The organism is Clostridium thermosuccinogenes (assembly GCF_002896855.1).
Taxonomy (GTDB): Bacteria; Bacillota; Clostridia; order Acetivibrionales; family DSM-5807; genus Pseudoclostridium; species Pseudoclostridium thermosuccinogenes.
In genome coordinates this window covers 3170031-3183378 of record NZ_CP021850.1, presented here as the reverse complement: position 1 = coordinate 3183378, position 13348 = coordinate 3170031, and the positions used below count along the sequence as shown (strand labels likewise).

Sequence of the window (13348 nt, the reverse complement as noted above, 5' to 3'; positions counted from 1 at the left end):
ATTTGAAACTACTGAAAAACCGTATATTTTTAAGTATCATCTGCATTACCATTGCAGCGGTAATTTCCTTTGTGCTTTTACCGCGTTTTTATGAAGATAAAAGCGTAACGGTCATGGTACTGCGGGCAGCAGGAGATATCAAGGCCGGAACAGAGATTACCGATAAACACCTGGCTACTGTAGAAGTAGGAGAATATGGTCTGCCGGAAGGTATTATCAACGATAAAGACTCAATCTTAGGAAAGATTACACTAACTGATATTGCAAAAGGAGATTATTTCTTTTCACAAAAACTCGGCGTATTCCTAATAAATGAGCTATTTGACCGTATTGTTAAAAATAATCAGAGGCTGGTAACTGTAAGCGTACCAAGCGTTGCAGCTGGACTTTCCTCTCATCTGCAAAGCGGCGATATAGTAACGGTAGCCGTATTTTTGGAGCAGGCCTCCGATGGTGAAGATTCTTTCCCACAGGTGATCCTCTATCCCGAGCTGAAAGGACTGGAGGTGTACAGCGTGGAAAACGCCCGCACACAGGATACTGCAGAGGTACGAAAGCAGCAATCTGAGAGTCAGTCATCTACCGGAGATCCGGTTCCAAAGGCTATAACACTAATTGTTACAGAAGCTCAGGCTGAGAGACTTATCGAAGCCGAATATACAGGGAAACTGCACATGATCCTTGAGAAACGGGGTGTAAGCCATGAGCGGTAAAATCTATACTGTTTGGGGAGGTAATAATTGTGGTAAAACAACTTTCGCAGTAAACCTGGCCTGTACACTTTCTAAACGCGATATGCTGGTAGGACTCATTTCCTCAAATTTGACATATGGAGATATACAAGTCTTTTTCGACCAGAATGTTCCTCCTGAGAAAGGCCTTTTTAAAGCATTGAAAGATGATAACCCAAACATTGGAGATAAGTTTAGCCATTACGAGGGGAGTAAAAACCTGTTTTTTCTATCCGTGCCTACCTGCTATGCCGGGCTTCTCTGCGATACTGTAACCCTTCAGGAAACTGAACGCATGATGAAAGCTGCAACGATGGTATTTGATATTCTCATCGTGGATGGTGCCTCTGAGTTGACCAACCCGATATCCGGAGTAGGCCTCTGGCTGGCTGAAAGAATATTTACCCTGCATAAGCCCTCAATAGCTGTCCAAATGTGGTACAGGAGTGTTTCTGATTTTACCCGGGAGCTGCATATTGCAGACAAGCAAACTCATATTCTTGTGTCTCCTAATGGTGAATTTGATGATAAAGCCTATCGAAGTATGATGGAAGTGCCTTTTGCCTATGAGCTGCCATATATAAAACGGGCAGGAGAACTGGAGAATGCCGGAACACCGCTGTATTCCTTCCATGACCGGTCTTGCAGACGTTATAGTAAGGTACTGGAGAAAATCGCATCCTCGATTTCTGGAGGTGAAAAGAGGTGAACCATGGATTTTCAGTAAACGACCTAATTTACCGGGCTAACAAACTGCGTTCCGACAGTGGTGAGAGTATGCAGGCCCAGGATTACAGCGAAATTCTTGATAAACTGCAGCGCATTATAGCGAAGAATCATTCATCGGAGCTTGCCCAGGTGTTGTACTCGGAGGAAGCCGAGGAAAAGCTTAAAGACCTAATCATGCGCTATTTAAACAGTGAGCAGCTGGTTGCAAAGGATAAAGGCAACATTTCTGAATTGGTGGACGCGATATATTATGACATGGCGGGCATGGGACTGTTATCTCCATACCTTCAGGATACCGACACGGAGGAAATAAACGTCAACGGTTATGGAGGCATTTGGGTACTGTATAGAGATAGAAAGGTGCGGCTCAATGAAACCTTTGGAACACCCGAAGCCTGCTCCAATATTGTAAGAAAGATGAGCCGATTTGGGAATGTCATTCTCGATGGCTCAAAACCTATTGGAGACAGTTTCATTGCACGAGGTGTTCGAATGTCGGGCGCTATTTCGCCCTGCGTTGACCCGGATGCGGGAGCCATTGCCTCCATCAGGAAACAAAAGCCCTCTTTCATTACAAGGGAAAATCTGATTGAGTGGGATACGGCCACAGCAGAGGAACTGGACTTTCTGACCCTATGTGTTAATAACGGCGTATCAGTTGCAATAGCCGGAGCAACCGGCAGCGGGAAAACCGCTGATATGGGATACATACTAAGCTGCGTACCTCCGGACAAACGCATTGTCACAATAGAGGACACCCGTGAACTGTCACTGGCAAAGTTTGATGAAAACGGTGTAATGATAAATGATGTCATACATCTTTTAACCAAGGAGGAACCTAATCCTATTTCCATGCTGGATTTATTGAAACTATCACTAAGGCTGCATCCTGAAATCCTTGTACCTGCAGAGATGCGTGGAAAAGAGGCATTGACCGTGCAGGAAGCCGGACGGACAGGGCACACCATTGTCAGTACCCTCCATGCCAACAGTGCACGGACGGCATATGACAGAATCCTTACCATGTGCCTTGAGGCAGGAACATCCTTATCAGAAGAAAGACTTCTGAAAAACATTGTTGAAGCTTTTCCCATTATGCTTTTCAAAATGCAGCTTCCGGACAAATCCCGCAAATACATGGAAATCTTTGAGGCTACAGGGGTAGAGAATGGTGAGGTAACAGGAAATACCTTATATAAATATGTTATTGATCATTATGAACGGGATAAAGACGGCAAGATTATTAAGGCTGTGGGCACACATAGGCGTTTAGGTTGCATTTCACCGGCACTTGCGGAAAAACTACTGATAGGTGGTGTCCCTCAAGAAGAGATTCTTCGCTTTACGGAAGGGGGAGCATGATGAATCTGATTTATCTATCTTATGTCCTTGTTTTTACACTCATCTGCCTTGCCCTGTTTCTCCTGCTTAAATTGAACCTGTTTATTATAGAACAGAATCTGCTGAATAAACGCCGTATGGATCTGGTGGGGACAAAGCTTAAAATAGCGGAGAGAATCTCAATACGGTTTGAAACACTGTTTCGTCAGACTCGGTGCACTACGAGAAAATTTGTCATTATGATCCTTATATCAGTAGCAGGTGGCTTTGCTGCAGGAACCCTATTATTTGATAATACCAGCCTGGCGGCGGTTATGGCGGTCTGTATGTTCCCTGCCCCGTATTTTTATTTGACAGTGAGAAGCTCTGGAGCGGCAAGGGAAGAAATCGAAGGGCTGGAAAACACCATGTCCATCATTACCAATGCCTATGCAGGAAATGATGACATAATTAAGGCAGTGGAAACCTATGTGGAGGAAAAGAATCGGTATATTCCCGAACATTTAAGAATTCCTACGCCTTTTGATGAATTTGTGTCGGAAATTCGGTTCATCAATCCCAATGTGGAGCATGGACTGTATCGGTTGGCAGCTAAAGTTAAAAACAGGTACTTTACTGAATGGGTAAAAACCCTCATCCTTTGCCATCATGACCGAAGACTGAAATTTGCTTTGTTTCCCATCATTAAGGCCATGAACGATGCAAAATCCATGCAGATTGAAAGCGACAGTATGATGGTAAAAGTATGGCGTGACTATCTTATGACGGCAGGACTCATGTTTTCTGTGATCCCTATGATGCGCTTTTCCAATGCCGAATGGTTTTCACTACTCACAAGGACTTCTATCGGTAAATTCCTAATAATTCTAATGCTCTTAACGGCTCTCGCTACAGCCTTTTATGTGATGAAAGCTACTAAACCGTCAAACAGATAAGGAGGTTTTCCTTTGTTTTATCAGTTTATTATATTTGTCCTGCTGACTTCGGCAGGCTTTTTAATATGCAGGCAGCTTCTTAAAATCCCGAAGCTGAGTATGAAAAAGAACATCAAAATCTTGCAGGCTGAAAAGGAAAAATCAAGCCAGCAGCTAGTAAACCGGATAATTATGCCTTTAGCAAAGCCATTTGCAAGGTTCATCCCGATTGACCCGGTAAAGGAAGCAAGAATGGCATCTACACTGAGGCGCGGAGGGCTTGAACTGACTCCGAAAGAATATTACGCAAGAGCTATTTTATGTGCTCTTTTTACATTACCCCTTGCCTTGCTCCTTTTTTCCATTGGAGCGTCCAACCTTGCCCCTATAGTTTTAATCTTTGCGGTAGTGGTGTACTTCCACTTCATGACAGACCTTAAAGACAAGATGAAGGAAAAGAAAAACCGGATCGAAATAGAGCTTCCGGGTTTTATCCGTTCCATCCTGTATAAGCTAGATGACATTAAGGATGATAGTAAAAGGGCAGTTGTACAGGTAGATTTGATCCAGATATTCGAAGATTACCTGAAGGTAGCCAGTGATGTATTCCACTATGACATCTCTGTTTTAGTCATGGAGATGAAAGCAAAGGATATTGAAACAGCACTCCGGAATTTCAATGAACGCATTGGAATGACAGAAGTATCTTTTTTAGTGAATGCCCTCATAGGACTGTACCGGGGCGAGCATCAGGAAGAAGCTCTGGCATACCTTGCAAGAGATATGGACATTAAAGCCAGAGAAGCACTCAGGAAAAAACTTAATAAGCTGCCGCGAAGGGTCAAGATTGCATCCATACCCCTTGTGGCGGTGACGCTTGCCTGCCTGCTCTATGTTATAGGCTCCCACATGATTAGATCAATGGGGGGCCTTTTTTAATGTGAAAAAGGGAATCACCCTTTTCAAAATACAATTTCAGGAGGTATTACCCGTGAGAAACACTACAACTGCAAACTCTATTACGCAAGAAAGGAGGGCAAAACCTGTGAGGAAACGCATTGCAAGTGCTATATCGAATGCCAGAAATGTTCTGGCAAACAAGTCTGGTGACCAGATGACCGGCTGGCTTATTGTTGTGCTGGTTGTTGTGGTAGTAGGCGCAGTGTTTATGACGTTGTACCAGGGCTCTATCACCACTATCTGGAACAGCATTGTAGACAAAATCACCGGCCTTTTAAGTTAATCGCAGCTAAAAGGCAGCAGTACAGGGGGAGCATATCCAGTATGGCTTCCCTTTTTTTCTTAATCAAAATCTAATCAAAATTAACGGAGGTATTTACTATGTTTTTAACAGTGAAAAACAAAATACGAAATGCAGGACTTAAATGCAGGAATGTTTTGGCAAACAAATCCGGCGACCAGATGACCGGCTGGCTCATCGTAGTCCTGATCGTTGTGGTGGTTGGTGCAATCTTCCTGACTTTGTATAAAGATTCAATATCTACAATCTGGAACAGCATTGTCACCAAGATTACCAGCCTTTTGAACTAATGGACTCGCGGCCAAGGCTCATGACATTCGGGGAGCTCTGCTCCCCCCTAAATTAAAACTAAGTTTAGAATAATGGATTAATTATGATGACTGCTTTGAAAAACAAAATGAGAATAGCAACTTTAAAGGGCAAAAACATATTGGCAAATAAGTCCGGCGACCAGATGACCGGTTGGCTTATTGTGGTCTTGATTGTCGTAGTAGTAGGTGCGGTGTTTATGACACTGTATCAAGGTTCCATAACACAGATCTGGAACAGTATCGTCAGCAAAATCACCGGTTTACTGAACTGATGAAAATATTAAAGGTAAACCTGCAGATGCGGGAGGTGCAACGCATATGAACAGCAGGCACCAAAGCACGGGGGAGAGAAATTCTCCCCTTTTGCTTTTTCAAAAACTTTTTCATGACAGAAAAGGCAGCAGCTATTTTGACCTGATGATTAAAACACTGGTAGTGATTACACTCATGGTTACGGTGTTGAGCTTTTTGAGTATCTTCACTACATACCTGAACTTGAACCATATATGCCGGCGCGTTGTACGGGTAGTTGAACTGGAGGGCCAGGTATCAGATAAAGCCTATGGCGTTTTCTACCGGCTTAAGCAGCAGACCGGCCTCTCACCGGAGATGACCGTCGAGGATGTGAATTACCATGACGGTCAGAAAATACAGTTAAGGGATACCTTCACGATCACGATGACATACAACCATCCATTTACTATTTTTACACCATCCTTTGCACCTCCAGTTAAGATTATGATTCCTATGAAGGTAAGCATTACCGGCATGTCGGAAAAATATTGGAAGCTCTCCGACTGAGATTGCCGGGAAGGAGGATGGACGTGAACAACTATAAATACATTTTGCAAAATCGTAAAGGCGATGTTTTTATTTTCATCGTGATTCTTGTCTTTTTCATCCTGACGCTTTCAGCTATCCTGATTGAGTATTTCCGTATCGAAAGCCTGTACCAGCAGGTGGAATATGTCCTTCAAAGGGGTGTGAACACCTCAGTGGAATATGCCATGCTGGACGAATACCGCAGGGACGGTCATGCCAGGATGGACAGCGCCCTTGCGGAAGAAAGATTATATGAGTACCTGCATGAAAGCATGAAACTTGATGCGGATTTAAGCAAATATATCGGCGAAGAATGGGTTTACGAGCTTGAAATAAAGCACATTAATGCTACAGACATTCCGCCCCGGCTGACGCTGGAGGGGGCACTGAAGACCCGCAGTATCTTCAGTTTTCTGACCGGCGATGTGAGGCTTCCCTTTAGAATATCCAGCGTTAATACAAGAATTGAGGAAGGAGGTTCTTAATGAAAATAAAGTTATTTTATACCGTATCGCTTGTTTTTATATTTTGCCTGCTCCTTTCGGGCAAAGCATTTGCTTCAGTAAACAGTGACATTGAAATCAATATTACCTCTCCAATAGACAGCTTGCAAAGCGAAAGCGGTATGGTAGCCATAGAGCATTTTCCGGAGGAAATCTCAATTCAAGTAACGGCAAAAACCGGAACAATTACAGATATTCAACTGGAATATGGTGGACAGAGCATAAAGATAACACCGAAATATATTTTAACTGTTGAGAATAAGGAGTCATGCGGCCCGTATACAATAACAGCAAAAACAGATCAGGGTGCAGTCCTCACCATCACAGCTAATGTTATTTTTCAAGTGAAAGCTGTCTACGACATCCGGTATCGCACCATCGGAATGAATGTCAGAGAAATATATGATGGAGAGATGCTTATAAAATCTTTTCCAGAGCCGCAGCGAATTGATCTTGTGAATGCAAATACCGTTGCAGACTATGAAAAGGAACGGATTGCCGGGTGGATCGGTAAGTGTGACGGGAGGACTTATACACTAAAAGGCAGCAATGTTGTGGAGATTCACAATTTCAGTTCCGGCAAAATATATGGAACCTATGATACCAATACGCAATTTGAAACACTGACCACCAGTTACGGCTGGACACCTAAAAGTCTGACAGCCTTTGAAACCATGAGAAATACAGCACTATCCTACCAGGCTCCTGTTAAAGTTGACATAGAGGCTACTTGGTGCGATGTGAACAAACAGAAGGTTTACGGTAAGCTCACCGCTCAGGACAAGGGAGTGCCGGAGCTGCTCTATCCCTATCAGACTACTTCTGTCACTTTCGCCAAGGATGATGTGCTGCTGTCCCGTAATTTTCAATACATGGGGCTCGAATGGGATTATACGCCGGAGAGTGATGAATATTCTGACGGAGAAAATAAAACGCAGACCAGTATCACGCAGAATATTCATTACAGGATTCCAGCAGCAGACTTCTATTTTAAGTTCAAAGCATGTGACGGCAACGACCTATCGGTTGTCATTCGTGCCCCTGTTACAGTGAAACGTGGCGACAGCTATTCATTTACTATAATCTACATGAACAGCGGAACGAGTGCAGCTTATGATGTACCTTTGAAAGGCACGATAGATGAAGTTCTGATTGAAGGAATACCTGAGATGAAGGACTTTTCACCCAATTCAAGTGTAACTTATGATGTTAAACGTACGGCTGATACTGATGCCGATGAAATTCACTTGTGGGCAAACATTGGTGTGCCTGAAGGCTTTATAGACGGAAATCTTAACAACAACACGGCTACAGCAGTTATACGGATAGTTAACCCCAAACCGGATGAAACGCCTGATAATTCTGATGATCCAGATGATCCTGACGACCCGGATAATCCCGATGACCCGAATAATCCTGATAATCCGGATAACCCGGACGAACCAGATGATCCACCAGGTTTACGTGATCTTTGCGATCTGTCTGCGTGTATCCTTGCACCGCCTACGGTATATGAACATGAGAATTACAGCTATACCGTAAGTTTTACCAATAACACTGATGTAGAACTAAAAGCTGCACACTTAAAGGGAAAAAATAACGAGATTGCATTGACGCAAATCCCTGAATTAGCAAATTTCAAGCCCCGGGAGACAAAAGCTTTTACTGTTACAGGTAATGCTGGAAATGCAGGTGAGGTTTATGGCCTGTGGGCTAATGTGGAGGCACCGGAAGGCTTTAGGGATGAAAATATTATCAACAATACTGCTATTTCAAGCATTAAGGTTGTTAAGCAACCTGATGACGATCCAGATGATCCAGACGAACCGGATGACCCAGAAAACCCTGATGAACCAGATAACCCCGACGAACCAGATGAGCCTCATGATCCGGATGATCCCGAAAAAACTGATGACCCCGATAATCCGGATGAGCCAAAAGATCCTGACAATCCGGATGGCCCTGACAAACCGGAAAACCCTAATGACCCGGAGATACCTACGATAGTAAACCTATGTGATGTGTGGGTAAATTTGTCGTCTCCCCCGACTGTATATGAGCATGAGGAATACAGCTTTACCGTATACTTCGCCAACTCCACCGATAAGGATTTGTATGATGTTGAGTTAAACGTCACCATTAACGGTAAGAAGGTTCCTGATGTGCCCGGTACATCCAATTTCAAAGCATTTGAAAAGAAAGCTTTTCTAGTCACAAAAACAGCTGGAGAAAAAAGAGAGCGTATTCGTTTATCTGCTAAGGTGTCCGCACCTGCAGGCTACAAGGACAGTAATACCGGTAATAATCAGGTTGCAGCGGAAATCATGGTACTGGAACGTCCTTACGATTTGGATGTACAGAGAATTACACCGGATGAGTATAAGGAAAACCAGTCTGTTATAACCACTGTTAAAGTATCCAACAAAGGCAGCCTGGACTTTACACCGGGACAAAATGTCACTGTACTGTTTCAAATACCTGAATTGTCTTTGTCAAAGCGAATTGATGCGATAGTAATGGAAAGGGATACTTGGAATGTTGTATCCATCCGGTGGGATACTCCTAATGTGCAGGCCGACAAAAATGTTACCTTGATTGCAATTATTAACCCTGAGCAGTCGTTGAGAAATGAAAGCACTGCTGAAAACAACACTTATACTCAAAAGGCTTTGATAAAGAATATATCCTATGGAGAACCGGAGGAAAGCCGGGCATTGCCTAACCCGCCGAAAAGAAGTGAACAGCCCAAGGTGACATGGTGGGAACAACGGTATGAGGGTGGAAAGTTTGTATGGAGGCAATTCTATGCTGAGTTGAAGGTGCACGCTGTGCTGGAATATGATACAAAAGCTAAAGGTTATCTCAAGTCAGGCTACGGATACTCGATCCGTGTTACAGCCAATGTTGACACCAACTATGACAGGCCGGAGCTGATTACTGCTCCACAGACTGCAGAAGTCTATCTGCCGGAATATCGATATGAAACCGCTATCCCTTTAATAAAGGAAAGCGGTCAATTTATCTTTAAGGAAAATCCCGCATCTCCCTTCCGTTACAGGAAGCATTACATTCCGCTGTGGTTCCCGGATAACAGGGACTATATCGTACAGCTTCTTGTTACCGATGTGCATACTCCCGGAGGTACGCTGTCCCGTTGGATTACCGGAGGGGAACTGAAAATTCATGTAGTGGACAGCATGTATTCCGATGATGTCACCACTGGAAACTGATATGATAATATTTCTTTTTGCTGTTCCCCTATTGTGGGCGGCAGTAATGGATTATATGAAACGGATTATTCCCGACTGGACATGGATAGCCATTCTCCTGCTCGGCGTAATGTCCGCTTTTATTTTGCCGTATCCCACACTATTGCAGCGAATTGCGGGATTCTTGCTGCCTGGTATCTGTCTGTTCTTTCTTGCGTTGAAATACGGCGGCGTGGGTGGTGGTGATATCAAGCTTACGGCTGCAATGGGTTTTAGTTTTGGATTGTATGGACTTGCTGCCATTCTCTTTTTTGCCTTGCTACCGGCTTTACTTTATTCAAAGGTATCGCGGCAGAAAAGTGTTCCTTTGGCAGTATTCTTGTGTACCGGCTTTTTTGTCTTTGTCGGTATTGGTTTGATTACCGGAAGATGATGTGAAAGCACAAATATATCCGGATAAGGAGGTGCTTTGATGGATCTAAAAACGATACTTGCCATCGTGCTTTGCCTTGTGATTGCAGGTGGTGCGGTATACCTGTACATCAGACAAAGAAAGTAATAACGGTTTGGCGGTAAAAGGGACTTGAAAACTAAAGTCCCTTTACTGCTGCCGGTTTGATTGGAGTGATTATAGGAATGGATGATGAAAAACGCATGGTGGATACCTACGAGATAAAGCACGCCATCCACATTGGAGATAAAGAAATTCTTTTCGGTGTAGATGAAAGAAAATCCGATTGCCCATATATGGTATGCAACTGCAGCTGGGATAACCCTTTAGGGATTGAGCATTACTTTAATGCGATGGGAAGTGCGGATTACCTTGAAATGATGACCGAATTTACCAGTCGCGTAACAGCACAACTGGAAGCAGTCATAGCAGAGCGAACCAAAATCACTGTTCCCATGCAGCCTTTTAAGTTAGAGCATTGTATTCCTATTGACAGTATGCAAAACCTTGAAAACAAGGTGGTGATTATAAATCCTGAACGCTTACGTCCTGAATATCGAACTGCTGACAAGCAACTTGTGCTGGTCACGGGCGGTTTTGGCGCTCATGCTAATTCAAGAGGACGGGCGGTTTATACTACAAACCTATACTCCGGAAAGGAGTCACGCTGGAATCGAGAGGATATTTTGGGTGTTGTCAGACCGGAATATATGCCAGATTGGGCAAAGGAGCGGTTGGCACAGATACAATCTGAGAGGCATTTAAAGCAGAAAAAGCAAGAGATAGAGCGATAGGAGGTTTTAAAGTATGGATAAGGAAGTCAATGCCGGTTATGTAATTACTGATCGGCTGACCGTTGGGAATTCGGAGTTTGTCATTGGTCAAAACGAAAATGCTCCTGCCAAGTTTGTAACATGGAAATGTACAAAGGGTGAAAAGAATTACTATTGGGGGCATTACTGTAAGGATCGCCTGACTGCTCTTGAAGATTTATGCAACCGTGCTCTCGATGAGATCCATTATTTAAAAAGTTATAAACAGGAAAAAGAGAATATTGAAAAAACGGCGCAGAAGGTTGAAAAGAAATGTGAGCCGGTGCGATAAGGAAAAGTGTAGTATCAAAAAAGCAGGGCGGATTACAACAATTTAGCAGCCCTGCTTTTGATGATGAAGTTATGAGGTTTTTCTTATTGAGTATCAGCTAAACTGAGCAGCATATTGTAAACCGATTCAGGATCTGCTCCTTTGATGTTGACTACAACCAAAATATCCCCATATAGGACACTAAAACGCATCCGATAGCCGGAAGTATCACCTGCATCGTTAACCTTGTATGCACGCGTCATGACAACTTCACGGGTCAGTTCTTCAATTCTGAATATCGGGTCGGTTACAATTTTACGTAACTCCGCTGGAACAGATTGGGCGTGAGGGATGGGATAGAGCGACAAGTCGTAGTTTTCGGTCTGCTCTGTTGAAGTGATCCTGGGCTTATCATCAGGCATCAGGTAAGAAACCTTCCATTCGATATAATCCATGCCATTTACCCATGTAACACGGAGATTGTTTCTCTCTTGATTTTTAAAACGCATGGAAGACTCAAAGTTAAAACCTGCTGGAATGTTTATGGGTATATACGCTCCGAAGTCAGTATCTGATCGTGCCTCATCTAATGTTAGGGCATCTTCACGTAATTCGGGTATAGCGGTCGGTGTGATTGCATCAAGGTCAGGAGCACCGCCTTTAATAAGAAAGCTAACCAAAGCCGAAAGCTCGTCTTTCGCTGTTTCATCACCAGAAGCGTTGAGGCTGTAACCAACTCCATTCAACTCAAATGAAGCATAATAATGGTTATGATCGTCGTCTTCCCAATAGAATGCCGTGACAGGAATGCCATACACATCAGATGTTGTCGGTTTATCAGAGACCCCTTTATCAAGTGCAATAGTACCTTTTTGAATTGTGATATTCGTTATAATACCGTTGTTGTTTTTACAAATGGACTCGATGTTATAAAGCGTTCCATCACCTGTAAAATTTGCGGTAGCTTCCAAAGTGCGTGATCCAGTTACCTCGGGAAAGAGGGCAGAGACTACTTCACTGGGAAGTTCCTCCCAAAAATGCCCAGGAATACGGATTTTACCTTTGTCATAGGAGATATTTCCTGCTACTTTGGTAAATACGATAGTGTAGCTTGACTGCGTATCATTAGGAGAGGTAATGCTAGGTTTAGTGTTTGACGGAGTAATAACGCCAAACTGATTTTTAGGCGGAGTAATTGTACCATATGGTAACAATTTTGCAACCGTTAATGTACCAAGTAACATAACGATAAGACAGGCAAATACGGTGGCATAGCGCCTAATGAGAGTTGAGCAGTATCGTGGTTTTGATGTGACAGCTGCCATGATTTTATAGTGTAGGTTGTCATCAACTGATATATTATCAATATAGTCCTTGTATAGTTTCATAGTTCATCCTCCTTCAAAACATATTTGAGTTTTTGCCTTGCGCGGGTAAGCAAGCTCCTTACGGTAGATTCCTTCTGGTTTGTAATGTAAGAGATTTCTTTGGTTGAGTATCCCTCGTAATAGAACAAATGGACGACTATACGGTATTTTGTGGGCAATGCCATGACATGTTCAATCAAGTTCAGTTGTTCTTTCGTCTGTGCAGGGTATGTATCAATCAACGGTTCAGTACGTCGGAGCCATGCTGTTCGAAGGCGACTTCTGCACATATTGATGGTTACACGAATGAGCCATGCACTTTCATGTTCATCAGATTCAAAGTTGGGAGCCTTTTGCATAACTTTGATGAACACATCCTGTACAATATCCTCCGCGTCTGCACGGTTTTTCATAATAGATATAGCTGTCCGGTACACCCTATTTTCATGCTTTATTACAAGTTTTGATATATAGTCCTCTGGCCAGCAGGACTTCCCGATCATGTACCTCACCTCCCTGTCTTGTATACGCTTTGAAGGGGCAAAATGCTGCAATAATTTTAAAAAAATATACTCTATTATATTATCTACATCCTACCATTACGAAATCAATCCTCAAAGTTATTG

Annotated in this window: 16 protein-coding genes; 14 read left to right on the top strand and 2 right to left on the bottom strand. The window is 43.2% G+C overall.

Going from position 1 to position 13348, the window contains the following annotated elements; translation table 11 throughout:
* Positions 1-2: 2 nt before the first annotated feature.
* The 14 genes from cpaB to CDO33_RS14025 all read left to right on the top strand — a co-directional run bounded on the left by cpaB (position 3) and on the right by CDO33_RS14025 (position 11376).
* A complete protein-coding gene (gene cpaB, locus CDO33_RS14090; protein ID WP_103080934.1) occupies positions 3-713 on the top strand; it encodes a Flp pilus assembly protein CpaB in 711 nt (236 codons plus the stop codon).
* Positions 703-1440: a CpaE/TadZ family protein gene (locus CDO33_RS14085; protein ID WP_103080935.1), complete on the top strand. Its 738-nt coding sequence runs from the start codon at positions 703-705 to the stop codon at positions 1438-1440. The genes cpaB and CDO33_RS14085 overlap by 11 nt, the downstream gene beginning before the upstream one ends.
* Entirely contained in the window at positions 1437-2822 is a 1386-nt protein-coding gene (locus CDO33_RS14080; protein ID WP_103080936.1) for an ATPase, T2SS/T4P/T4SS family, read from the top strand. The genes CDO33_RS14085 and CDO33_RS14080 overlap by 4 nt, the downstream gene beginning before the upstream one ends.
* A complete protein-coding gene (locus CDO33_RS14075) occupies positions 2819-3736 on the top strand; it encodes a hypothetical protein (RefSeq protein WP_242973867.1) in 918 nt (305 codons plus the stop codon). Before CDO33_RS14080 ends, CDO33_RS14075 begins: the two co-directional genes overlap by 4 nt.
* Positions 3737-3748: 12 nt before the next feature.
* Entirely contained in the window at positions 3749-4654 is a 906-nt protein-coding gene (locus tag CDO33_RS21335) for a hypothetical protein (protein ID WP_242973868.1), read from the top strand.
* 52 nt (positions 4655-4706) lie between these two features.
* Positions 4707-4958 carry a hypothetical protein gene (locus CDO33_RS14065; protein WP_242973869.1) on the top strand — a complete coding sequence of 84 codons (252 nt, stop codon included), beginning with the start codon at positions 4707-4709 and terminating at the stop codon, positions 4956-4958.
* 98 nt (positions 4959-5056) lie between these two features.
* A complete protein-coding gene (locus CDO33_RS14060; protein ID WP_103080938.1) occupies positions 5057-5266 on the top strand; it encodes a hypothetical protein in 210 nt (69 codons plus the stop codon).
* Between the two features lie 86 nt (positions 5267-5352).
* Positions 5353-5559, top strand: coding sequence for a hypothetical protein (locus tag CDO33_RS14055; protein WP_242973872.1), 207 nt, complete (start codon positions 5353-5355; stop codon positions 5557-5559).
* Between the two features lie 46 nt (positions 5560-5605).
* Positions 5606-6088 carry a DUF4320 family protein gene (locus CDO33_RS14050; protein WP_103080939.1) on the top strand — a complete coding sequence of 161 codons (483 nt, stop codon included), beginning with the start codon at positions 5606-5608 and terminating at the stop codon, positions 6086-6088.
* A 23-nt stretch (positions 6089-6111) separates the two neighbouring features.
* A complete protein-coding gene (locus CDO33_RS14045) occupies positions 6112-6594 on the top strand; it encodes a hypothetical protein (RefSeq protein ID WP_242973870.1) in 483 nt (160 codons plus the stop codon).
* Complete coding sequence (locus tag CDO33_RS14040) at positions 6594-9842, top strand: DUF8195 domain-containing protein (protein WP_103080941.1); 3249 nt, start codon at positions 6594-6596, stop codon at positions 9840-9842. Before CDO33_RS14045 ends, CDO33_RS14040 begins: the two co-directional genes overlap by 1 nt.
* Positions 9820-10254 carry a prepilin peptidase gene (locus tag CDO33_RS14035; RefSeq protein WP_338053231.1) on the top strand — a complete coding sequence of 145 codons (435 nt, stop codon included), beginning with the start codon at positions 9820-9822 and terminating at the stop codon, positions 10252-10254. Before CDO33_RS14040 ends, CDO33_RS14035 begins: the two co-directional genes overlap by 23 nt.
* A gap of 203 nt (positions 10255-10457) precedes the next feature.
* Entirely contained in the window at positions 10458-11066 is a 609-nt protein-coding gene (locus CDO33_RS14030; protein WP_103080942.1) for a hypothetical protein, read from the top strand.
* 13 nt (positions 11067-11079) lie between these two features.
* On the top strand, positions 11080-11376 hold the full coding sequence (locus tag CDO33_RS14025) for a hypothetical protein (RefSeq protein WP_103080943.1): 297 nt from the start codon (positions 11080-11082) through the stop codon (positions 11374-11376).
* Between the two features lie 83 nt (positions 11377-11459).
* On the opposite strand, the gene CDO33_RS14020 is transcribed toward CDO33_RS14025, so the two are convergent.
* On the bottom strand, positions 11460-12743 hold the full coding sequence (locus tag CDO33_RS14020) for a hypothetical protein (RefSeq protein WP_103080944.1): 1284 nt from the start codon (positions 12741-12743) through the stop codon (positions 11460-11462).
* Positions 12740-13225, bottom strand: a complete 486-nt coding sequence (locus CDO33_RS14015) for an RNA polymerase sigma factor (RefSeq protein WP_103080945.1) — start codon at positions 13223-13225, stop codon at positions 12740-12742. Before CDO33_RS14015 ends, CDO33_RS14020 begins: the two co-directional genes overlap by 4 nt.
* Between the last annotated feature and the right edge of the window lie 123 nt (positions 13226-13348).

What these genes read in the sequence shown, in the direction of transcription:
- CDO33_RS14025 (WP_103080943.1), top strand. Translation starts at nt 11,080, where the DNA reads ATGGATAAGGAAGTCAATGCCGGTTATGTAATTACTGATCGGCTGACC.
- CDO33_RS14015 (WP_103080945.1), bottom strand. Translation starts at nt 13,225, where the DNA reads ATGATCGGGAAGTCCTGCTGGCCAGAGGACTATATATCAAAACTTGTA.
- CDO33_RS14055 (WP_242973872.1), top strand. Translation starts at nt 5,353, where the DNA reads ATGACTGCTTTGAAAAACAAAATGAGAATAGCAACTTTAAAGGGCAAA.
- CDO33_RS14020 (WP_103080944.1), bottom strand. Translation starts at nt 12,743, where the DNA reads ATGAAACTATACAAGGACTATATTGATAATATATCAGTTGATGACAAC.
- CDO33_RS14075 (WP_242973867.1), top strand. Translation starts at nt 2,819, where the DNA reads ATGATGAATCTGATTTATCTATCTTATGTCCTTGTTTTTACACTCATC.
- CDO33_RS14050 (WP_103080939.1), top strand. Translation starts at nt 5,606, where the DNA reads ATGAACAGCAGGCACCAAAGCACGGGGGAGAGAAATTCTCCCCTTTTG.
- CDO33_RS14060 (WP_103080938.1), top strand. Translation starts at nt 5,057, where the DNA reads ATGTTTTTAACAGTGAAAAACAAAATACGAAATGCAGGACTTAAATGC.
- CDO33_RS14040 (WP_103080941.1), top strand. Translation starts at nt 6,594, where the DNA reads ATGAAAATAAAGTTATTTTATACCGTATCGCTTGTTTTTATATTTTGC.
- CDO33_RS14085 (WP_103080935.1), top strand. Translation starts at nt 703, where the DNA reads ATGAGCGGTAAAATCTATACTGTTTGGGGAGGTAATAATTGTGGTAAA.
- CDO33_RS14035 (WP_338053231.1), top strand. Translation starts at nt 9,820, where the DNA reads ATGATGTCACCACTGGAAACTGATATGATAATATTTCTTTTTGCTGTT.
- CDO33_RS14030 (WP_103080942.1), top strand. Translation starts at nt 10,458, where the DNA reads ATGGATGATGAAAAACGCATGGTGGATACCTACGAGATAAAGCACGCC.